This window comes from Sphingobium chungbukense, from assembly GCF_001005725.1.
GTDB lineage: Bacteria > Pseudomonadota > Alphaproteobacteria > Sphingomonadales > Sphingomonadaceae > Sphingobium > Sphingobium chungbukense.
On record NZ_LBIC01000003.1, the window covers coordinates 451,129 to 471,864 of the forward strand.

Sequence of the window (20,736 nt, forward strand, 5' to 3'; positions counted from 1 at the left end):
AGCGCCGCGACAAAACGGAAACGAAGTTTAGCGCGGCAGGTAACGCCCGTCCGGATCGGCCGCGATTTCCCGCGCGAACTCGGCGCTGATCCAGTCGCGAAAGGCCTTCACCTTGGGCGTGTTGCGCGCATGGGGCGGATAGGCCACCCAATAGCTTGCCCGTTCCCGTACATAGGATGGCACCGCTTCCACCAGCAGGCCCGCCTCGACCTCCGCCTTCCAGAGGAACAGGTTGACGATGGCGACGCCCTGCCCCGCCATGGCCGCGCGCCCCTCCATCACCTGGGAATCGAGCGCGATCCCCGGTAGCAGCGCGTCGCCATCGCCCTCCACCGCCATCGCGGCAAACCATTCATGCCACCACATGTCGTCGGGCGAGAGGCGCAGCATGGCATGAAGCGCCCGCGCATCGTCGATCGGTCCATTTTCGGCCAGCCAGCCCGGACTGCACAGCGGCGCCAGCCGGTTATGGGTGAGCAGCTTCGCCTCGACGCCCGGCCAGTCGCCCTGCCCGCCCCGCACCGCGACATCCACGCCGTCGCGGGCGAAATCCACCACCCGGTCGGTCGCATCGATCCTGACCGCCAGCCCCGGCTGCCGCATCTGGAACGCCCCGATCCGCGGCGCCAGCCAGAGATGGGCGAAACTGCTGGAACAACTGATCGTCAGCACCGTGGAATGATCCTGCGTCAGCGCAGCGAAACCCTGCCGCATCTGGTCGAAGGCACGGGTGAGGACGGACGCGATCTCCCGCCCCTTGTCGGTCAGCGCCACCTTGCGCCCCGCCCGTTGGAACAGGCTGAGGCCCAGCCGCTCCTCCAGCAACTTCACCTGATAACTGACGGCCGCCTGCGTCATCCCCAATTCCTGCGCGGCGGCAGTGAAATTCTCCAGCCTTGCCGCGGCCTCGAACACGCGAACGGCGGAAAGCGGAGGCAGCTGGCTCATGCGCTTTTTCATAAGCCAGCCTTATATGTCTCGTCCAGCCTTTTATTGGCATCCGCTACGGAAACACGGCAAAAGCATAACAGCGAAACGACAATCAATTCGCGATTACATTCATGGAAAAAGGACCCCGTCATGCGTTCGTCTGACGATGCTCGTCTGCGCCAGCAATTCCACGCCGAAAGTCATGAACGACCCTTCGGCATCCTCGCCGCCATCATGCAGCCCTTCTGCACCCTTCACCGCATCGCCTGGTCCGCGCCATGGGCAGAGCAACGGCGATGAAGTCCCGGAAAAGCGACGAGGCGCAATCGAGGGGACTTGCACAATCCACGGCATCCGCCACTTTGCGCCCGTGCCCGATTCCCATCTTTCCCCTCTTCCCGATCTACCCGTTCCGCCACCCGCGCTCTTGAAGGGGGCGGCGCTGTTCCTCGATTTCGACGGCACGCTCGCTCCCATTGCGGATACGCCGGACGGGGTGGTCGTGGACGATGAATTGCTCGTCCTGCTCGGCCAGCTTCGCGATCGCCTGGACGGGCGCCTGGCCATCGTCAGCGGCCGTTCGGTGGCAACGCTGCGCGACCTCGGTTTTGCGGCCTTTCTGCTTGCGGGAACGCACGGCCTGGAATTCGCGGAGCCGGACGCCCCCGTCGAAGCACCCGCCCGCCTGCCCGCCATCAATGAGGCGGAAGCCGCCTTCCAGACCTTCGCCGCGGGCAAGTCCGGCGTCCTGGTCGAACGCAAGACGATCAGCGTCGGCCTTCATTTCCGTGGAGCCCCGCAATGGGGCGCGGCCGCCGGCGACCTGGCCACGGCATTGGCGGAACAACTCGGACTGGCTGTGCAACCCGGCAAGATGCTTTACGAATTGCGTCCCGGCGGCGCCGACAAGGGCAGCGCCGTCCAGTCCCTCATGCAACGCCGGCCGATGGCCGGCGGCACACCGGTCTTCATCGGCGACGATATCACGGATGAGGAAGGTTTTGCCGCGGCGCGCGAACTGGGCGGCGCGGGCATTCTGGTCGGCGTGCCCAGACCGACGCTCGCCGCATTCTCTTTGGAACAGGTTGCCGCCGTCAGGCATTATCTTGCGCAGGGGGTCGCTGCGACCGGCTGATCGGATGGTCCGGCGTCCTCTGTCGTGCACGAACAAGGGGGATTGACCGATCACCACGCAGAAAAAACAAATTCCCGCGGGGAATGAGCGCACGCTCGACCTGTGGCCGATCGGCAATTGCCAGGCCTCCGCGCTGATCGATCGTGCCGGCCGCATGGTCTGGGCCTGCGTCCCGCGCGTGGACGGCGACCCGGTTTTTTCCGCCCTCCTCGACGATGAGGCTTGGGAAGCCCCGGATGCGCGTGGTTTCTGGGCGATCGAACTGGAAAATTGCGCGAAGATCGAGCAGCATTATGTGCGCAACACCCCGGTCCTGGTTACGCGCCAGACCGATGCCCAGGGCAATGCTGTCGAGTTCTACGATTTCTGCCCACGCCATAAGCATCAAGGGCGCATGTACCGCCCCGTCGCCTTTGCCCGGGTGGTACGCCCCGTGGCGGGCAGCCCGCGCATCCGCGTCCGGCTGCGCCCCACGACTAGTTGGCATTCGGAAAAGGTGCCGATCAGCTACGGCTCCAACCATATCCGGCTGGTTCTGTCCTATATGGCGATGCGCGTATCCACCAATGCGCCCATCGGCCTCATATCCCAGGAAAGCTGGTTCCGTCTGGAACATGACATGCATTTCTTCATGGGACCGGATGAGAGTTTTTCCGATGCCCTGCGCCCCGCTGTCGAGCGGATGCTGGACGACACGATCCATGAATGGCAGGTCTGGGTGCGCGGCCTCGCCATACCCGCCGAATGGCAGGAGGCGGTCATCCGCTCCGCCATCACGCTCAAGCTCTGCCAGCATGAGGAAACCGGCGCGATCGTCGCGGCGCTGACCACCAGCATCCCCGAACATGCGGATTCGGGACGGAACTGGGACTATCGCTACTGCTGGATCAGGGACGCTTACTACACGGTCGAGGCACTGAACCGGCTGGGCGCCCTCGACGTGCTGGAAAGCTACCTCGTCTATCTCCGCAATATCGTCGACGGCGCCAGAGGGGGGCATATCCAGCCACTCTACGACGTGCGCGGCAATGCCACGCTGGAGGAACGCGAAGCCGCCTGCCTGCCCGGCTATCGCGGCATGGGGCCGGTGCGTGTCGGCAATGCCGCCTATTCCCAGGTCCAGCACGACGCTTATGGCCAGATCGTCCTGTCCTCCGTCCAGGGCTTCATAGATCAACGCCTGCTGCGCATGGCAGGCCTATCGGATTTTGAAGCGCTGGAGGTGGTGGGCGAACGCGCCTGGCAGGTCTATGACCAGCCCGACGCGGGCCTGTGGGAATTGCGTACCCGCGCCCATGTCCACAGCTACAGCGCGGTCATGTGCTGGGCGGCCTGTGATCGGCTGTCCCACGCCGCCGCAGCCATGGGCCTGGCCGAAAGGGAGACCTATTGGCACGAACGAGCAGAACTGATGAAGGCCCGCATCCTGCAATCGGCCTGGCGGTCCGGCAGCGACGCCATCTCCGCCACCTTCGAGGATGACGCCCGCGATGCATCACTGCTCCAGCTGCTCGACCTGCGTTTCCTGACCGCCGACAACCCCATGTTCGTGGGAACGCTGAAAGCGCTGGAGAAGGACCTGCGGCGCGGCAACAACATGCTCCGATACAGCACACCGGACGATTTCGGGGAGCCGGTCACCGCCTTCAATGTCTGCACCTTCTGGCTGATCGAGGCACTGCATCGCACGGGTCGCACCGAAGAAGCCCGTTCCCTGTTCGAGGAAATGCTCTCCCGCCGCACCGCCGCTGGTCTGCTGTCCGAAGACATCGACCCGGTCAGCGGGGAATTATGGGGGAACTATCCCCAAACCTACTCATTGGTCGGCATCATCAACTGCGCCGTGCTCTTGAGCAAACCATGGAGCGTGATGCGATGAATTGCTTGGCGTGGAGGTGCTTCGCATGAGCCGGCTGATAGTCATTTCCAACCGGGTCAGCCGCCCCAGCAAGACGGGTGCCCAGGGCGGCCTGGCCGTGGCGCTGTCGCAGGCGCTGCGCGAAAGCCGGGGCATCTGGGTCGGCTGGTCGGGCGAGGTCACGGAAAATTTCACCGGCCAGATCGGATTTGCCGAGGATGATGGCGTCAAGACGGCCACCATCGATCTGGAAGAACAGGATGTCGACGAATATTATAATGGCTATGCGAACAAGACGCTCTGGCCACTGTTTCACTTCCGCATAGACCTGGCGGAATATGAACGCGATTTCGAGGGTGGTTATAATCGCGTCAACCAGCGCTTCGCCGACACCACCAGCCCGCTGATCGAGCCGGAAGATGTCATCTGGGTTCAGGATTATCACATGATTCCCCTGGGTCAGATGCTGCGCGACCGGGGGCATCAGAACCGGATGGGTTTCTTTCTGCACATCCCCTGGCCGCCGACGCGCCTGCTGGTATCGTTGCCCCACCACAGCAAGCTGGTGCAGACGCTGTTCGCCTATGATGTGGTCGGGTTCCATACGGAGGAATGGCTGGAATCCTTCCGCCATTATATTGAGCGCGAAATGGGGGGCAGCGTCGACGGCGACTATGTGACGCTGGGCGATCGGACGATCCAGGCGGTCGCCTGCCCGATCGGCATCAACGCGCAGGAATTCGCCAATGCCGCGGTCAGCGACCCGGCCAAGGACATGTATGAGAAGGTCCGCCGGTCGCTTCAGGACCGCTCGATGATCGTCGGCGTCGATCGGCTCGACTATAGCAAGGGGCTGGAGGAGCGGTTCAACGGCTATGCGCGCTTCCTGAAGGACCATCCCGAACAGCATCGCAATGTCGTGCTGACCCAGATCGCACCGCCTTCACGCGGCGAGGTGGAGAGCTACCAGCAGATCCGCGCCACGCTGGATGCGATCGCAGGCCGTATCAACGGCGAATATAGCGATGTCGACTGGACCCCGATCCGTTACGTCAACCAGGGTTATCCGCGCGACAAGCTGGCGGGCATCTATCGCGCCGCGCGGATCGGACTGGTCACACCGCTGCGCGACGGGATGAACCTGGTCGCCAAGGAATATGTCGCGGCGCAATCGCCGGAGGACCCAGGCGTCCTCATCCTGTCGCGCTTCGCTGGCGCGGCCATGCAGCTCAAGGACGCGCTGCTCATCAATCCCTATAGTCCCGAAGAAATGTCCGACGCCATCAACCGCGCCTTGTCCATGCCGCTCGACGAGCGCAAGCGGCGTTGGCGCGCGATGATGGACTGCGTCGAGGTGCAGGACATCAGTTGGTGGCGGGAAAGCTTCACGTCCCGGCTGATGGCGGTGGATCGCAATGACGAGAAGAAACCGCAGGCGGAGCCGGCATAAGACCGGGCTTCCCTTTCCGTCGCCCGCCGTTACCATGGCCTCATCATGGAAGATGAGGATGAACCGCGCGGCCCGATCGCCGCCCTCCGTGCCCGTTCAGGGGTGATTTTCGGCGTGATCGGGTTGGCGGCCTGGCTGGTGATGGTCTGGTTCATGTTCAAGGACGTGCTGTAGACCGGCGCTTCCGCCATCCATTTGCACCCCCGCCCCTTTTGGTCTAAGGGCCAGCCCAAGCAGCCCCGGCACCCGCTGATCCTTTCCGATTCGCGTTTGCCGGGGCACATTTCTTTCTTGGGAAGACAGGAACCGCGCATGGCCCGTCGCCGCCAGATCTACGAAGGCAAGGCAAAGATCCTTTATGAAGGCCCCGAACCGGGCACGATCATCCAATATTTCAAGGATGACGCCACCGCCTTCAACGCCCAGAAGAAGGGCACGATCTCTGGCAAGGGCGTCCTCAACAACCGCATTTCCGAGCATATCTTCACCCTGCTCGGCCAGATCGGCGTGCCGACCCACTTCATCCGGCGCCTCAACATGCGCGAACAGCTCGTCCGCCAGGTCGAGATCGTGCCGATCGAGGTCGTCGTGCGCAACGTCGCCGCCGGTTCGCTCAGCAAGAAGCTGGGGATCGAGGAAGGCACGCAACTGCCCCGCACGCTCATCGAATATTGCTACAAGGACGATGCGTTGGGCGACCCGCTGGTGTCCGAAGAGCATATCGCCTGCTTCGGCTGGGCCAACCAGGACGAGATGCACGACATCGCCGACATGGCGATCCGCATCAACGACTTCATGTGCGGCCTGTTCGCGGGCATCGGCATCCGCCTCATTGACTTCAAGCTGGAATTCGGCCGGCTGTGGGACGGCGAATATAGCCGCATCATCCTGGCCGACGAGATCAGCCCGGACGGTTGCCGCCTGTGGGACATGGCGACCGGCGAGAAGCTGGACAAGGACCGTTTCCGCCGCGACCTGGGCGGCGAAGTCGAGGCTTATCAGGAAGTCGCCCGCCGCCTCGGTCTCATGCCCGAAGGCGCGGACACCACCGTTCTCGACCTCGACACCCACCGCAAGAAGCGCGGCAAGGATTGACGGTTCGACGCGCTGCTCAGGCGAGCAGCGCGTCCGCCATCAGCTTGATCCCCAGCAACACCATCAGCACATAGATGAGCGTATAGAAACGCGCGGCGTCAACCCGCCGGACCAGCACCACGCCCGCCAAGGTCGCTGCAATGGCCACCGGAATCAACATCGCCGTCGCCATCAGATTGGTTCTGGTGAACTGCCCCAGGGCGGCATAGGCGGGCACCTTCATCCAGTTCAGCATGGCAAAGGCGATCGCAGTCGTTCCGACCAGCGTGTCACGGGGCAGGCGTTTCGGCAGCACCCACATCTGGAAAGGCGGTGATCCGGCATGAGCGATCTGGCTGGTGAAACCGCTTGCCACGCCGAACAGCACACCTACCCATCCCGGCGAACCGGACGGCAGCACGATCGCGCCGCCGCGCTCGATCCAGAGACGCTGGAGCCCGAACAGCGTCGAAATCAGCCCCAAAACGCCCAGCACCGCCACTTCGGACACCTGGGCCGCGAAGAAATAGCCGATGGCGACTCCCATAGCCATTCCGGGCAGCATGACCTTCAGGATGTGCCGGTCCCAGCTGTGCCGGAATGACCAGACACTGACGACGTCCTGAAGGATCAGAATGGGCAACAGGATCGCCGCTCCCCTGACCGGATCGACTCCCAGCGCCATGATCGGCATGGCCAGCGCGCCGACCCCGGCAAAGCCCCCCTTGGCAAGGCCGGACAGGATCACCGCCGCGATGGCGCAGGCATAATAGAGATATTCCGGATTCATCGCGCCCGGCCTAAAGCAAGACAGGCCGCTGCGGGAGCCGGTTTTTCTGCTGGCCGATGCCGTTCGCCGATTAGCTGTTCGCGCGATAGCCGATCAGTACGCCGAAGGTGAAGGTCGCCAGAAGCGCAAGCTGAACCCGGCCATGGGGATCGTCATAACCCACGATCTGCTGACCGAAGGCGAACAGCCCGACAAACATCGCCAAAGCAAGACCGGCCATGAAAACCCTTTCCTCCACCGGCAGGATAGCGCGCTTGTCGCTAACAAAAGCATAATGCCTTGCTTGCGGGAGCCGAGGATATTAGGGGGTGCGCGAAAGCCTGATTACGGAGTTCCTCGTCCCATGAAAGCCCGCATCTTCGTCACCCTCAAGGGCGGTGTCCTCGACCCGCAGGGCAAGGCGATCCATCATGCGCTGGAAGGCCTTGGCTTTGGCGGCGTCAATGACGTGCGCGCTGGCAAGCTGATCGAGCTGGACCTGGCCGACTGCACCAGTGACGAGGAAATCGACGCCATGTGCCGCAAGCTGCTGGCGAACACGGTGATCGAAAACTACCGCATCGAAAAGGCCTGAGCCATGAAGAGCGCCGTCATCGTCTTTCCCGGCAGCAATTGCGACCGCGACCTCGCCGTGGCGTTCGAGGCGGCGACCGGCGCGAAACCCGCCATGATCTGGCACCGCGATACGGAACTGCCCGACGATCTCGACCTGATCGGCGTGCCTGGTGGCTTTTCCTATGGCGACTATCTGCGCTCCGGCGCGATGGCGGCGCGTTCGCCGGTGATGCAGGCGGTTGCGAAGGCTGCCGAACGCGGCGCCTATGTGCTGGGCATCTGCAACGGCTTTCAGGTGTTGACCGAGAGCGGGCTGCTGCCCGGCGCGCTGCTGCGCAATGCGGGCGGGCATTTCGTCTGCCGCGACGTAGCGCTGACGGTTGAAAATGCGCAAAGCGCCTTCACCAGCCGCTATGATGCGGGCGAAGCGATCCGCTTTCCGGTGGCGCATCATGACGGCAATTATTTCGCGGATGCCGATATGCTGGACCGGCTGGAGGGCGAAGGCCGGGTGGCGCTACGCTATACGGAGAGCGTCAACGGATCGGCGAGGAACATTGCAGGCATCCTGAACGAAGCGGGCAATGTACTGGGCATGATGCCGCATCCGGAACGTGTGATCGAAGCGGCGCATGGTGCGACCGACGGGCGGCGGCTGTTCGAGGGGCTGGTCGAAGGGTTGCTCGCCCGCGCCTGACCCATCGTCCGGGGGTGGGTCAAAAGCGGACATGACACAGGGTCAGGAAACCGCGATTCCCTGACCAAGCGAGCGAGGCCGTGCTTGTGCGCGGAAATATTATTCCCGACCCGCCCGGATCGCGGCTCCCCCGGCAAAGGGCGTGATCGCCACCAGCAGCAGCGATGCCGCTCCCAGGAATTTGAGCGCCGCACCGCTGCCGTCGCCGAGCGTTCCGGCACCGAAGATCAGTAGCGGCACGGCCAGCGGCAGGGCCAGCAAGCCCGACAGGGCGCCGCTGGATCGCAGTCCCGCCGTCAGCGTCGCCACCAACAGCCCCAATGCCGCGAGCGCGGGCGTCCCGATCAGCAGGCCCGTTTCCAGCAGGCCGATGGTCGCCGCATCGAGCTTGAGCAAGGCGGCCGCAGGCAGGGTGGCGATCATCAGTGCCGGGCCGAACCCCAGCCAATGCGCGATCAGCCGGGCGAGCACCACCATCTCCTCCCCGATGCCGCGCAGCGCGATCTGGTCGAGCACGCCTGAATCCCGGTCCGGCGCGACCAGCCGGTCGACCGGCAACAGGCTCGCGAGCAGGGCTGCAATCCACAGCATCCCGCCGCCGGTCCGCCGTAGCAGCGCCGCATCCGGCCCGACCGCGAAGGGATAAAGGCTCGCCACCAGCAGCAGGAAGGCAACGGGCAGCCAAAGACCGGCCGACTGCCAGGCCTGGCGCAAATCCCGCGTAGCGAGCGTCAGCACGATCCTCACGCGGCCTCCTCCGTCGGGAGATAATCCTGCATCGCCATCACCACCGGCGTCACCAGCGGCAGCGGCTGGTGCGATGCCGCAACGACGATCCCGCCCTTGGCCAGATGCCCCGCCACCGCGTCGCCCAGCAGGGACAGCGCCACATCGTCCAGCCCGTTGCCCGGCTCGTCCAGCAGCCAGATCGGTGCGCCCGATGCGATCACCCGTGCCAGCGCCGCCCGCTTGCGCTGTCCGGTGGAGAGCATCCGCACCGGCACCTGCGCCAGGGAAGCAAGCGCCATCGCCGCCATCGCTGCATCCACCGCCTGCGGTCCCGCGCCGTCCAGCCGCGCCCAGAAATCCAGCGCGGCGCGAAGAGGCTGTTCCATGTCCAGCGCCAGCCGTTCGTCGGTCAGCGTGACCTTGCCATGCCGTTCCACCGTGCCCACCGACGCGCGCAACAGACCGGCGCAGATTCGGATAAGGCTCGATTTGCCGATGCCGTTCGGTCCCTTGACCAAGGCACTACCGCCGGCTTCCATCGCCAGATCGATCCCGCGAAACAGCAGCCGCCCGCCACGCACGCACGCGACACCCGACAGGCGCAACCCTGTCCGGCTCATAAGGTGACCATGTCCTCCAACACGTGCATATCGAGATCGGACAGGCCGAAATGATGGCCGATTTCATGGACGACCACATGGGTGATCAGCATGTCCAGCGGCACCCCGGTTTCCACCCATTCGTCGAGCAGCGGACGGCGGAACAGATGAATGGACGGCGGCAGATCGCCCGTTTGCGCCGCCTCCCCCACGGGCCGCCCGCTATAAAGGCCGGTCAGGCCGAAGGGATCATCGATCTCCATGTCCTTCAGCACCTGGCTGTCGGCGAATTCCTCGACAAACAGCACGACATTGGACAGATGCGCCCGGAAGGGATCAGGCAGGCGCGACAAGGCGTTCAACGCAAGGGCCTGAATATCCTCGCGACTTGGCGCAAAACGGGGGGGTTGACCGGCATCATCCATGGGACAGACATAAAGCATGTTCCGAATCGTCTGGAAACAGCCGAAAATCGGGAAAGTGGGTTAATGACCCGCACGAATGGAGAAGACGACAAGTGATTGCGAGACTGGATGAGGAAGAACGGGCGCTGGCGCTGCGGGACCTACCCGAATGGACCCCGGTTCAGGAGCCCGAGGGCATCCGCCGGCTATTCATCTTCAAGGATTTCGTGGGCGCGTTCGGTTTCATGACCAAGGTGGCGCTGCTGGCGGAAAGGGCGGACCATCATCCTGAATGGTCGAACGTCTACAACCGGGTGGACATCACGCTCACCACCCATGACGCGGGCGGATTGTCGCGCCGCGACATCGACCTCGCGACTCAGATCGACGCGATCTATTCTTGATCGACCGGGATTTTCAGGCCGGCCTTTGCAAGCCGTTTCCCTGAGCTATTGGGAGGCATTGCCCTCGATCTGGTTCTCATAGCCGCTGAGCGCGGTCATGACGGCCGGATCCTGGGCATAGCGTTCCCGCAAGCGCGCCAGCCGCGCATCCGTTCCGGTGCACAATTCCGCGATATTTTCCTGAAGGAAGGCACGCCGTTCCATGTCATAGGCTTCCTCACCCCGGAAATGGTCGCAACTGTCGCGGTCGACCATGTAGCGGGTCACCTCATCCGGAAAAGGCCGGGGATCGGCGGCGCCGACGGAAGGGGGCAGATCGGGAACATAGGCAGGAGGCGGTATGTTCACGACCGAGGGTTTGATCGGAAGGACCAGGGGTTGATCCGCCATCGCGACCGGCGGGGTTTCCTCCATCTTGGCCGGCACTTGCCGCTTGCCGGTCACGGTGGGATCGATATCCGGCAGAATATGCGTGGACTGGGAACCGGGCGCGACTGCGCCGGACGGCCCAACCTCCGAAAAGGCCGCGGCATCGACCTGCTCCTGCGGCCCCGCGCCGGCGTGATCGCCGGAGGCAGGCGAGCAGCCGGCGGCCAGCACCAGCATCATCGTCGGAAACAGCTTCTTCCCCGCGCTCACCCGATCTCCTCCCGCAAACTGGCGATCAGGTCCGCGGCATGGGTCAGCCGCTTCTCTTCCTCGTCGAGGATCGCCAGGAAAGCGGTCCGCCTATAGTGGCCCACCATCTCCTGCGAAAGACGGTTTGCCGCGGGTAATGCCGAAATCACGATATCCAGTAGCCGTTCCACCCCATGGAGCCGCCCCCATAGATAGTCATTCTCCCGATAGGCGCGGCTGAAGAAGGCGCCGAAATTGTTGAATTCTATGCCTTTCAGCGTCGCTTCCGCCCCGCCGGGCCGAATCGCACTGCAATCTTCGGGCGATATGCGGTCGACCTTGACCGGGTCATATTCGTCCATGGCGTGGCCCTGGAGCAACGGCAGGGTGGCGATATCGTAGAAGGGAAAGCCAAGATAGGCGAGCAGCATGGTCCGCCGTGCCGCCTTGGGCAGGGCGGCCATCGCATCGGCCAGCATCATGTCCGCCGCCTCGTCCCGCTCCCGCAGTTGCATCCGCGCCGCGATCGCCTCCAGCGCGGCGCCGGCATCATTGGGCACCTCGCGCGCCGCAGCCTTGATGTCCCCATTGTAGAAGTCGATGCCCTGGCACTCGGTATAGTGCGAGAGCGCGGCATAGATCGCGTCGTGCATCTTCTGGATGAGGGCGTCGTCCGTGGTCGCGTCCACCTCCAGCGTTTCGGCCAGGCGCCGTGCCAGAAAGCGCAAGCGGCGTATGCGGAAGGGGAGATCATATCGGCGGAAGAAACCGACCGGAGCGGAAGTGGGGCCGACGTCCTCGGTCAACCGGTCCGCCCCGGTCGCACGCACATGGCTCCACAGCGCCTGACGATAGCTTTCCCGCATCAGCGGGCTTTCCTCGCCGCTCAGGCGGAAAAGCAGATCTGCCAGATCCTCGACGATGCCGGACAGCTTGAGATGCCCATAGGCGGGAAAGGCGAAGCCCGCCGAATTGGCCGCGCGTTGCTGCGCCTTGCTGCGCCAGGCAGACAGGCGAGCGGGCGTGGGACGGTCAAGGAACAGCATGCCGCCGACCGCGCCCTCCACCTCCGCCTCGATGCCAGGACGCAGCGCGTTCAATATGCGCACCATGCGTCGGATGCGCCCGCTGTGGCGATCTATGGCCTCCAGATTGTCGCGGATCGGCTGTTCGCGGGGAATATCGCTGAGGGCACCGAAAATGGTACGGAAGAAACCGGGCAACGGCGCATCCTCACCCGTCGGCACGGCCTCTCCCTGGCGGTTGAGCTGGATGGAGCGATGGCCCGGCTTGGGATCGATATAGACGAAGCGCCGGTCGACCTCCCTCCGTGAGGGCCGGTTCCTGAGAGCGCCGATCGCCTGGGCGAAGGGGGCGTTAGCCAGCACCGATCCGTCGATCAGCACCGCGTCCTCCGCCCTCCCCTGCGCGGCATGGCGGGGCAAGGCGCGGGCAAGGAAAGCATCGCGCGTCGGCCAGGCGCGGTGGCGGCGTTTGAGCACCCGGTCCAGTTCGCGCACGGTGAAGGGGGGAAAGGCGCCGGGAAAGCTGGCCGTCGCCCGCGCCGCGAAGACCAGTTCGGCAGGATCGGCGAAGCTCCGGGCCTGCCCATTGCTCTTGGGGCCGCGCGCGCGAAAGCCGATGGAGAGGCGATGCTCCGTCTCCACCACCTGGGGCGGGCTGTTGAGGGTCAGGCTTTGCGGATGTCCCTCGAAATCCGTGACGGTGACGAACAGGTCGAGCGGATGGCCGGCGGGCAGAAGTGCGGGACCGCGTCCGGTCGCCTCCATCGCGTCGAAGGCGTCGAGGATCATCGCGGTGAATATCTCTCCGCCGAAGGGTGGCTCGAACCAGCGCGAACGGATGAAATGCGACAGCTTGTGGCGCACCTCCTCCCGCGTGTCGGGGGCGACCGTGCGCTCCACCGTGTCGCCCGGATGCCGCGCCGCCATCCAGACGAGCGGCGTCGCCCAGATCTTGGTGATGCGCCGGGCGGGGCGGGCGTCGGGGTCCAACAGCTTCTCGACATCGGCATTGTCCAGCCACATGTCGGTCAGCGGATCGAGCGATTGTCCCGTCTCGATCGCCTGTGCCAGGAAGATGCCGTTGATCCCGCCCGCGCTCGCCCCCGCGATGATGTCGGGCATGACGCGCAGTCTGACGCCGCCGGTCAATTCCAGTTCCTCCAGCAACCGCCGATAGACCGCCTCGCTGCTGTTCCCCGACGGCTCGCCATCGTGGAAAGCCCGGCTGGCCCGCGCGAGATGCCAGATTTCCTTGGTGATGCCGTGCATGTAGACGGCCAGGCTGATCCCGCCATAGCAGACCAGTGCGAGCCTGAGTTCCCGCTCTTTCATGGGCTTGAGAGTTGCAGAGCAAGATCGACTTGTCGAGAGGAAGTCAGGATAGTTTGAACTCCGCCCAGATCGGCAGATGGTCCGAAGCACGCCGCGCCGCCGCGCTTTCATGCACGCCGCTGTCGACCAGCTTCAACTGCCCGCAATGCATGATCCGGTCGAGCCGGGCCACCGGGCGCCGCGCGTGAAAGGACCGCCCACATGGCGCGAAATGGTAATGCCGGGCGAAATCGGCCAGGCAACCGCGTTCCGCGCTCCATTCGTTGAGGTCGCCCATCAGCACGGTCGGCATGGCATGGCGCAGGCCCGCCGCATGGATGACCGCCGCCGCCTGCTTGCGCCGCCACAGACCCGACAGGTCCAGATGCATGCCGAATATGCGCAGACTCGCCTTGCCCAGATTCACCTCCGCCATGGTCGCGCCGCGCGGCTCCAGGCACGGAAGGTGCAGCACATCATGCGCGCCGATCTCCGCCTCCTTGCGCACCAGGATCGCATTGCCGTGCCAGCCCATCGAATCGACATGGACGTTGAGCGGAACGGGCTTGTAGGGGCTGATGCTTTCCAGCAGCCAGGGCGGCAGCGCCGCGGACCGTATCCCGAACCGCCGATCCGCTTCCTGCAAGGCGATGATGTCGGCATCCAGTTCGTTCAGCACGTCGATCACCCGTTCGGGTACGCGGCGGCGGTCGGTGCCTATGGCTTTGCGAATATTGTAACTGGCGACGCGAATGGTCTTCATGGCGAAACAATGCGCCACTGCGCGCCCGGTTTCCATGGGAAGATGCAAAGAGGATTTGTGTTCCACATATGTTCTGATATGCGTGCGCCATGGCAAAGGCAAAGCGCAAATTCGTCTGTCAGCAATGCGGCACCGTCTCCGGCCGGTGGCAGGGACAATGCGACGACTGCGGCGAATGGAACAGCATCGTCGAGGAAGCGGCGGAGACGGTCTTTTCCGCCCGCCATGATCTTCACACCGGCGGCCGCGCGCTGACGCTGGTGGGTCTGGACGACAAGGTCGAACTGCCGCCGCGCACCAGCACGGGCATCGCCGAATTCGACCGGGCGCTGGGGGGCGGCATCGTGCCGGGGTCCGCCACGCTGATCGGCGGCGATCCCGGCATCGGCAAGTCGACACTGCTGTTGCAGGCGGCGGCCCGCATCGCATCGGCCGGGCATAGCGTCGCCTATATCAGCGGCGAGGAGGCGTCCGATCAGGTCCGCCTGCGCGCGCAGCGGCTTGGCCTCGGCAATGCGCCCGTTCAGCTTGCCAGCGCCACCTCCGTCCGCGACATATTGACGACGCTTGGCGAGGGCGCGCCGCCAGCCCTGCTCATCATCGATTCGATCCAGACCATGCACAGCGACCTGATCGAGGGCGCGCCCGGCACGGTGAGCCAGGTGCGCGCGTCCAGCCAGGAACTGATCCGCTTCGCCAAGCAGCGCGGCACGGCGCTCATCCTGGTGGGCCATGTCACCAAGGACGGCAGCATCGCGGGGCCGCGCGTGCTGGAGCATATGGTCGACACGGTGCTGAGCTTCGAGGGGGAGCGCAGCCACCAATATCGCATCCTGCGCGCGATCAAGAACCGCTTCGGCGGCACGGACGAGATCGGCGTCTTCTCCATGGTGGCCGAGGGACTGGAGGAGGTGGCCAACCCCTCGGCCCTGTTCCTGACCCATCGCGACGAGACGGTCACGGGCGCGACGGTGTTCCCTGCATTGGAAGGCACCCGCCCCGTGCTGGTCGAAATCCAGGCGCTGGTCGTGCGCCTTTCCAGTGGCGCGACCCCCCGCCGCGCGGTGGTGGGTTGGGACAGCGGGCGGCTGGCCATGGTCCTTGCCGTGCTGGAGGCGCGCTGCGGTCTCAGCTTTTCCACCTGTGAAGTCTATCTGAATGTCGCGGGCGGTTATCGCCTGTCGGACCCGGCGGCCGACCTGGCCGTCGCCGCCGCGCTGATGTCCGCGCTTTCCGAGCGGCCGGTGCCTGCCGATGTCGTCCTGTTCGGGGAAGTCGCCCTGTCCGGTGAGGTTCGTCCAGTGGCGCACGCCCCGCTGCGCCTGCGCGAGGCGGCCAAGCTGGGTTTCAACCGCGCCTTCGTTCCGGCCGCCGTGGCCGATGGGGTGAAGGGCATTTCCGTCAGCGGATACCGCGCGCTCGCGCAACTTGTTGACCAGATGCTCGGCCGCGGATAGCCAACGGCGCCATGAACGCGATCGATATTCTCGTCCTGTTGCTGATTGGCGGCTGCGCCATTTTCGGCCTGTTGCGCGGTTTCGTCCAGGAAACGCTGTCGCTGATCGCCTGGGTGCTGGCGATCTTCGCGATCCGCCTGTTCCATGCCTCGGCCACGGACCTGCTGGATGGCTTCGTCGGCAGCACGAGCGGCGCGGCGGTGCTGGCCTTCGCGCTGGTGTTCGGTGTGACCTTCGGCCTGGGTAAGCTGCTCGCCCACGCCATAGGCCGCCGCACGCGCCAGTCGGTGCTGGGTCCGGTCGATCGCGTGCTCGGTGCCGGTTTCGGCGCGGTCAAGGGGCTGATCGGCGCGACCCTGGTGTTTCTGGCGTTCAGCCTGGTCTACGACACATTCTATGGCAGCGGCGCGCGACGGCCGGACTGGTTGTCCGATGCACGCACCTATCCGCTGCTCAATGCCAGCGGCCAGGCGATCAGTGAATTCGTGGCAGAGCGACGCGCGCGCAAACCGACGGAAGCGGATTAGCGCCGATCGACCTTCAGCCCTCATGGTTGAAAACAAAGGAATAGAATCGTTTACGATCGAAACGGCCTGGCCATTCGAAGCATCGGTTCGGCCCCTCAGCCACCCCTGTGATAGTCATATTCGAAGGCGCGGCCCTGCTGCTTGGTGAGGATCGCCCCGATGATCGCACCGCCGGCGCGGCGCAGGCGATCCGCCGCGACGCGCAGCCCGCCATGATGATTGCGGCCCCATTCGACCACCAGCAATGTCACCTGCGCCTTGGCGGCCAGCAGGGAAGCGTCCGACAGGCCGAGGATCGGCGGCGCGTCGATCAATACCGTGTCATAGCGTTCGCGTACCGCCGCGAGCAGGGAATCCATCGCGGGCGTGATCAGCAGTTCCGCGGGACTGGGTGGGATCGCGCCACAGGGCAGCAGGGACACGCCGGGAACGCCGCTGTCGACAATCACCTCATCCATCTTCGCCTGCCCGGTCATCAGTTCGCTGATGCCCCGGTGGGGTGCGATGCCGAACAGGCTGTGCTGCTTGGGCCGCCGCATGTCGGCATCGATCACCAGCACCCGCTTGTCGAGCTTCGCCAACGCTTTCGCCAGGGCATGCAGTGTCGAGGACTTACCCTCCCCTTCCTGTGCACTGGTGACGAGGATCGAGCGCGGCAGGCCCGCCGCCGATCCCAGAAGCAGCGAGGACGCGATGGGCGCGAAAATCTCCGTCGCCGGTTTCTCGCCCGCCGGGACCGCGCCCAGCAGCGGCAGGTTCACCCGTTCAGCCAGCGTATCGGCCGACGTCACGGCATCGTCGAAAATATGCCGTCCCGCCACCGCCAAGAGGCCAAGGACCAGTCCGCCGAGCGACGCCAGCAGCATGGTGACGCCGATATTGGGCGAAGAAGGCCGCGACGGCACCGCCGCCCGATCGAGCGGCTGGATACGGCCCGCCTGGAACCCGGCCTGAGAGGCCATGTCGCGATAACGCTGGAGCAGACTGTCGTGCAGCAGGCGATAGGTATCGACCTGCCGCTCCAATATGCTCATCTGCACGCCTCGGCCGCGTTCGGCCTGCGCCTGCCGTTCGACCTTGGCGATTTCGGACCGGATCTGTTTCTCGCCATGGACGGCGACATCAAACTGTTCCTTGAGCGAGGCGCGGATGGTATTGGCCATCCCCTCCGCCTGATCGTCCAGCGCCGCCAGACGCGCGCGCGCCTCGCGCATTTCGGGATGGGCATCCTTGCGGAACTGGCGTTCCTGCACGACCTGCGCCCTCGCCTGCGCCCTCTCCGTCATGATCTGCTGCATCGCGCCGTTGTTCAGCACTTCGGGCAGCGTCTCGACGCTGGACAGGCGGGCGCTTTCCCAACGCTTCTGCGCGGCGATCCGGTCCGCCGTCGCCTGGGCGCGGAAGGCGTTCAGTTGCGCCAGCCGGGTGGCAGTCGTGCCTTCGGGCGGCGAATCGCCGCCTTCGCCCTCCTGCGTTCCCAGGGGCGCCATGGCTCCGGCATTGGCGGCATAGACGGCCAGATCGCGTTCCGCCCGCTCCAGATCCTTGCGCGCGCCGTCCAGTTCCCCCAACAGGAAGCGGCGGGCCTGAACCCCGGATTCGAAGCCGCGCTTCAGGTCGGCGCGGATCAGGCTGTCGGCGTAGCTGTTGGCGACGCGGGCCGACAATATCGGATCGGCGCTGGTGAAGCTGATACGGATGACGCGGGACTTGCCCGGCAGTTCGACGTGCAGATTGTCGCGCAGCAGGTTCACGACCATTTCGGTTTCAACCTGCCGCTGGCTGAGCGAGCCTGCTCCCCGGTCCGGGCGGCGGACGTCCATGCCGTCGAAGAAGGTGCGGCTGCCGACCAGCGCCAGTTCCCGCGCCACATCCTCCGCCAGAGCGCGGCTGCGCAGCACTTCGAGTTCGGTCTGCATCAACGCTTCATTGTCGGAGGGCGTCGCCTGCCGTTGCGCGGCGGCTGCGCCTGCGGCCCCGGCGGGAATATCCTCCACCTCGACGGACGCGGTCGCCCGGTAATCGGGGGTGGAAAGCAGAATGAAGACCACGCCCGCCAGCACGCACAGCGCCATGGTGACGAACAGGATGATGCGATGCCGCCGCACCGCCACCCATGCCCCGTTCGCGGCAGCGGCGAAGCGCGCGGCGCGACCCTCCATCGTGGCGGAGGCGCCGTCGGCATCGATCAGCAGGCCCGGCCCCGCCATCAGAGCCCTCCGTCCAGTGCGACGAAACCAGCCCCCACCGCGGGAAGCGCCAGCAGCGCACCGCCCAATATCGCCTTGGCCCGCGACAGGCCGACAATGATGGTGTCGCCCGGCAAGATTTCGGGATCGGGTGCCTCTCCCTTGCGGATCGCGCCGAGGTCGAACATCGCTGCCTTGCGCTGGCCGTCGGACTGCCGGACCACCACGATCTGGCCGAGGCTGGCGAGGCGGGTGGGCCCTTTGGCCAGGGCGACGGCCTGTAGCAGACCAAGGCGGCCGTCGAGCGGAAACAGGCCCGGTTCGCGGACTTCGCCGTCCACGGTGATGCGGCGACCCACCGCCCTTTTGACGAACACCGTCACCTGCGGCGAGACGAGATAGCGATCGCCAAACCGCCCGGCGATGACGTCCGACGCTTCGCCTGCGGAAAGACCGGCGACGGAGACGTCTCCGATCAGCGGCATGCGCACCATGCCAGCCGCCGTCACCTGCGCGTCTTCGAGCGAGAGGCCTGGCTCATGATAGATTTGGATACGAAGGACATCATCGGGGGAAATGCGATAATCGATGCCGACGGCCGGAGCGGACGGGATCGCGGCGTAGGCGGCCTCCCCCTTGGGTGCGTCCTCCACGGTCGAGCAGGCGCCGAGCAGCGCGCAGGCCAGGGTCGGGGCCAGGATCGGGGCCAGCATATGGCTCTTGCTGTCGGTCGGCCGGTTCATTGCCGTTAAAATCCCCGCGCTATTCAGGCAGCGCGTTCAAAACGCGCCGTTTCGGGCGGGGTTAACGGCGCAACGGGGACATGGCAACCGCAGGCGCGCCCGCGCTGCCGATCAGATGGCGATCCGGGCCTGATCCGGGATGACTCGCCGGGGCTGATCCGGCCAGACGCCGCGCGTGTCGTAGACCGCCTTGTCGGCGCGTTCGTCCACCGGAACCGATTTGAACATGTCATGATCGACAAGAATGACGAAAACGCCGCATTGTTCCAGAGCCGTATCGAGATCGATCAGTTCGGCGCCCGTTCCGGCGAACTCCATCGGCAGATCATGGGCATAAGGTTCGACCAGCTTGATGCGGCGGCCATAGCGCCTGGCAAGGCGAGCCGCGACCTTCACGGCGGGGCTTTCCCGGAAATCGTCGATATTGGGTTTGAAGGCGAGGCCGAGGCAGGCGACGTCCTCACCCGGCAATTCGTCTATCAGGTCGGATGCTTTCGCGACCACATAGTCGGTCTTGCCGTCATTGACCTCCCGCGCGGTGCGGATGAGGCGGCTGTTTTCCGGGTCGCCATGAACGATGAACCAGGGGTCGACGGCGATGCAGTGGCCGCCCACGCCGGGGCCGGGTTGCAATATGTTGACGCGGGGGTGCCGGTTGGCGAGGCGGATGACTTCCCACACGTCGATGTCCATGCGCTCCGCGATCACGGACAGCTCGTTGGCGAAGGCGATATTGACGTCGCGGAAGCTGTTTTCGACCAGCTTCACCATTTCGGCGGCGCGGGCGCTGGTGGTGATGCAGGCGCCGCGCACGAACTGGCGGTAGAAGCCCAGCGCCTTGCGGGCGCAGCGGGGTGTGATGCCACCGATGCAGCGGTCATTGTCGATCAGTTCGACCAATATGCGACCGGGCAGGACGCGTTCGGGGCAATAGGCGATGGCGATGTCGCCCGCCACGCCGGGTTCCGGCATTTTGAGGTCGGGGCGAAGTTGCGCAAAGAGGTCGCGCATGGCTTCCGTGGTGCCGACCGGCGATGTGGATTCGAGAATAACCGTGTCGCCGGATTTCAGGACATGGGCGACGGTGCGGGCGGCTTTCAGGACATGGCTGATGTCGGGCGCGCGGTCTTCGGCTACGGGCGTGGGGACCGCGATGATGAAGACGTCGCTCGGTTCCACCTCCAGGCTGGCGCGGAGATTGCCGCGGGAGACGACCCCCTGGACGAGGCCGTCGAGGTCGACTTCCTCGATATGGACGCGGCCGGAGTTGACCGTCTCCACGACATGGGCGCTGACGTCGACGCCGACGACCTGCGCTCCGCCGCGCGCGATCAGGGCGGCGGTCGGCAGGCCGATATAGCCTAGGCCGACGACGGATACCTTCTGCTGGAGCTTTTCGAGGGGCATGGAGGGGTCCTGGGGATGCCTTTGGGTTCGGTGGGTTTGTGACGGGAAATGCTGAAGATTTCGGTAATGAA

Annotated in this window: 23 protein-coding genes; 11 read left to right on the forward strand and 12 right to left on the reverse strand. The window is 65.0% G+C overall.

The annotated features are described in order from the left end of the window. Positions 1 to 27: 27 nt before the first annotated feature. Positions 28 to 948 carry a LysR substrate-binding domain-containing protein gene (locus tag YP76_RS08240; protein WP_198147445.1) on the reverse strand — a complete coding sequence of 307 codons (921 nt, stop codon included), beginning with the start codon at positions 946 to 948 and terminating at the stop codon, positions 28 to 30. Between the two features lie 132 nt (positions 949 to 1,080). Here YP76_RS08240 and YP76_RS28175 point away from each other — a divergent pair, with 132 nt between their 5' ends. The 6 genes from YP76_RS28175 to purC all read left to right on the forward strand — a co-directional run bounded on the left by YP76_RS28175 (position 1,081) and on the right by purC (position 6,468). Next, entirely contained in the window at positions 1,081 to 1,230 is a 150-nt protein-coding gene (locus YP76_RS28175) for a hypothetical protein (RefSeq protein WP_197707323.1), read from the forward strand. Positions 1,231 to 1,300: 70 nt separating this feature from the next. Next, entirely contained in the window at positions 1,301 to 2,065 is a 765-nt protein-coding gene (otsB, locus tag YP76_RS08245) for a trehalose-phosphatase (protein ID WP_046763083.1), read from the forward strand. 100 nt (positions 2,066 to 2,165) lie between these two features. Continuing rightward, entirely contained in the window at positions 2,166 to 3,944 is a 1,779-nt protein-coding gene (locus tag YP76_RS08250; protein ID WP_269748635.1) for a glycoside hydrolase family 15 protein, read from the forward strand. Between the two features lie 25 nt (positions 3,945 to 3,969). Further along, on the forward strand, positions 3,970 to 5,373 hold the full coding sequence (gene otsA, locus YP76_RS08255; protein ID WP_046763297.1) for an alpha,alpha-trehalose-phosphate synthase (UDP-forming): 1,404 nt from the start codon (positions 3,970 to 3,972) through the stop codon (positions 5,371 to 5,373). 45 nt (positions 5,374 to 5,418) lie between these two features. Continuing rightward, entirely contained in the window at positions 5,419 to 5,547 is a 129-nt protein-coding gene (locus tag YP76_RS29050) for a hypothetical protein (RefSeq protein WP_269748631.1), read from the forward strand. 138 nt (positions 5,548 to 5,685) lie between these two features. Further along, positions 5,686 to 6,468 (forward strand): phosphoribosylaminoimidazolesuccinocarboxamide synthase, encoded by a 783-nt coding sequence (gene purC / locus YP76_RS08260; RefSeq protein WP_046763085.1) that lies wholly within the window; start codon positions 5,686 to 5,688, stop codon positions 6,466 to 6,468. 16 nt (positions 6,469 to 6,484) lie between these two features. Here purC and YP76_RS08265 read toward each other — a convergent pair whose 3' ends face one another. Together YP76_RS08265 and YP76_RS28180 are read right to left on the reverse strand one after the other, a co-directional pair. Continuing rightward, the gene (locus YP76_RS08265; protein ID WP_046763086.1) at positions 6,485 to 7,237 is read right to left on the reverse strand and encodes a sulfite exporter TauE/SafE family protein; all 753 of its coding nucleotides are present in this window, start codon (positions 7,235 to 7,237) and stop codon (positions 6,485 to 6,487) included. Between the two features lie 70 nt (positions 7,238 to 7,307). After that, positions 7,308 to 7,457: a hypothetical protein gene (locus YP76_RS28180; protein WP_197486278.1), complete on the reverse strand. Its 150-nt coding sequence runs from the start codon at positions 7,455 to 7,457 to the stop codon at positions 7,308 to 7,310. A gap of 123 nt (positions 7,458 to 7,580) precedes the next feature. On the opposite strand from YP76_RS28180, the gene purS reads away from it, so the two are divergent. Continuing rightward, entirely contained in the window at positions 7,581 to 7,811 is a 231-nt protein-coding gene (purS, locus tag YP76_RS08270; protein WP_046763087.1) for a phosphoribosylformylglycinamidine synthase subunit PurS, read from the forward strand. A 3-nt stretch (positions 7,812 to 7,814) separates the two neighbouring features. Next, on the forward strand, positions 7,815 to 8,489 hold the full coding sequence (purQ, locus tag YP76_RS08275; protein ID WP_046763088.1) for a phosphoribosylformylglycinamidine synthase subunit PurQ: 675 nt from the start codon (positions 7,815 to 7,817) through the stop codon (positions 8,487 to 8,489). Between the two features lie 99 nt (positions 8,490 to 8,588). Here purQ and YP76_RS08280 read toward each other — a convergent pair whose 3' ends face one another. The 3 genes from YP76_RS08280 to YP76_RS08290 are packed head-to-tail and all read right to left on the reverse strand — an operon-like array spanning position 8,589 to position 10,242. After that, positions 8,589 to 9,236 (reverse strand): heme exporter protein CcmB, encoded by a 648-nt coding sequence (locus YP76_RS08280; protein ID WP_046763089.1) that lies wholly within the window; start codon positions 9,234 to 9,236, stop codon positions 8,589 to 8,591. Continuing rightward, positions 9,233 to 9,838: a heme ABC exporter ATP-binding protein CcmA gene (gene ccmA, locus YP76_RS08285; protein ID WP_046763090.1), complete on the reverse strand. Its 606-nt coding sequence runs from the start codon at positions 9,836 to 9,838 to the stop codon at positions 9,233 to 9,235. Before ccmA ends, YP76_RS08280 begins: the two co-directional genes overlap by 4 nt. Continuing rightward, positions 9,835 to 10,242 (reverse strand): metallopeptidase family protein, encoded by a 408-nt coding sequence (locus tag YP76_RS08290; protein ID WP_197707430.1) that lies wholly within the window; start codon positions 10,240 to 10,242, stop codon positions 9,835 to 9,837. Before YP76_RS08290 ends, ccmA begins: the two co-directional genes overlap by 4 nt. Before the next feature lie 92 nt (positions 10,243 to 10,334). Between YP76_RS08290 and YP76_RS08295 the strand changes: the two genes are divergently transcribed. Next, the gene (locus YP76_RS08295) at positions 10,335 to 10,625 is read left to right on the forward strand and encodes a 4a-hydroxytetrahydrobiopterin dehydratase (protein ID WP_046763092.1); all 291 of its coding nucleotides are present in this window, start codon (positions 10,335 to 10,337) and stop codon (positions 10,623 to 10,625) included. Positions 10,626 to 10,670: 45 nt separating this feature from the next. Here YP76_RS08295 and YP76_RS08300 read toward each other — a convergent pair whose 3' ends face one another. Genes YP76_RS08300 through YP76_RS08310 form a run of 3 tightly spaced genes read right to left on the reverse strand, consistent with a single transcriptional unit; the run spans position 10,671 to position 14,342 of the window. Then, positions 10,671 to 11,264, reverse strand: coding sequence for a hypothetical protein (locus tag YP76_RS08300; protein WP_046763093.1), 594 nt, complete (start codon positions 11,262 to 11,264; stop codon positions 10,671 to 10,673). Then, complete coding sequence (locus YP76_RS08305; RefSeq protein WP_046763094.1) at positions 11,261 to 13,600, reverse strand: patatin-like protein; 2,340 nt, start codon at positions 13,598 to 13,600, stop codon at positions 11,261 to 11,263. The genes YP76_RS08300 and YP76_RS08305 overlap by 4 nt, the downstream gene beginning before the upstream one ends. 43 nt (positions 13,601 to 13,643) lie before the next feature. Continuing rightward, positions 13,644 to 14,342, reverse strand: coding sequence for an endonuclease/exonuclease/phosphatase family protein (locus YP76_RS08310; protein ID WP_197707324.1), 699 nt, complete (start codon positions 14,340 to 14,342; stop codon positions 13,644 to 13,646). A gap of 89 nt (positions 14,343 to 14,431) precedes the next feature. Between YP76_RS08310 and radA the strand changes: the two genes are divergently transcribed. Then, positions 14,432 to 15,799: a DNA repair protein RadA gene (gene radA / locus YP76_RS08315; protein WP_046763096.1), complete on the forward strand. Its 1,368-nt coding sequence runs from the start codon at positions 14,432 to 14,434 to the stop codon at positions 15,797 to 15,799. An 11-nt stretch (positions 15,800 to 15,810) separates the two neighbouring features. Next, positions 15,811 to 16,326 carry a CvpA family protein gene (locus YP76_RS08320; protein ID WP_046763097.1) on the forward strand — a complete coding sequence of 172 codons (516 nt, stop codon included), beginning with the start codon at positions 15,811 to 15,813 and terminating at the stop codon, positions 16,324 to 16,326. A gap of 95 nt (positions 16,327 to 16,421) precedes the next feature. Here YP76_RS08320 and YP76_RS08325 read toward each other — a convergent pair whose 3' ends face one another. The 3 genes from YP76_RS08325 to wecC form a co-directional block, all read right to left on the reverse strand. Next, positions 16,422 to 18,536: a GumC family protein gene (locus YP76_RS08325; RefSeq protein WP_046763098.1), complete on the reverse strand. Its 2,115-nt coding sequence runs from the start codon at positions 18,534 to 18,536 to the stop codon at positions 16,422 to 16,424. After that, on the reverse strand, positions 18,536 to 19,258 hold the full coding sequence (locus YP76_RS08330) for a polysaccharide biosynthesis/export family protein (protein ID WP_157035710.1): 723 nt from the start codon (positions 19,256 to 19,258) through the stop codon (positions 18,536 to 18,538). The genes YP76_RS08325 and YP76_RS08330 overlap by 1 nt, the downstream gene beginning before the upstream one ends. A 111-nt stretch (positions 19,259 to 19,369) precedes the next feature. Continuing rightward, complete coding sequence (gene wecC / locus YP76_RS08335; RefSeq protein WP_046763099.1) at positions 19,370 to 20,665, reverse strand: UDP-N-acetyl-D-mannosamine dehydrogenase; 1,296 nt, start codon at positions 20,663 to 20,665, stop codon at positions 19,370 to 19,372. Positions 20,666 to 20,736 lie beyond the last annotated feature (71 nt).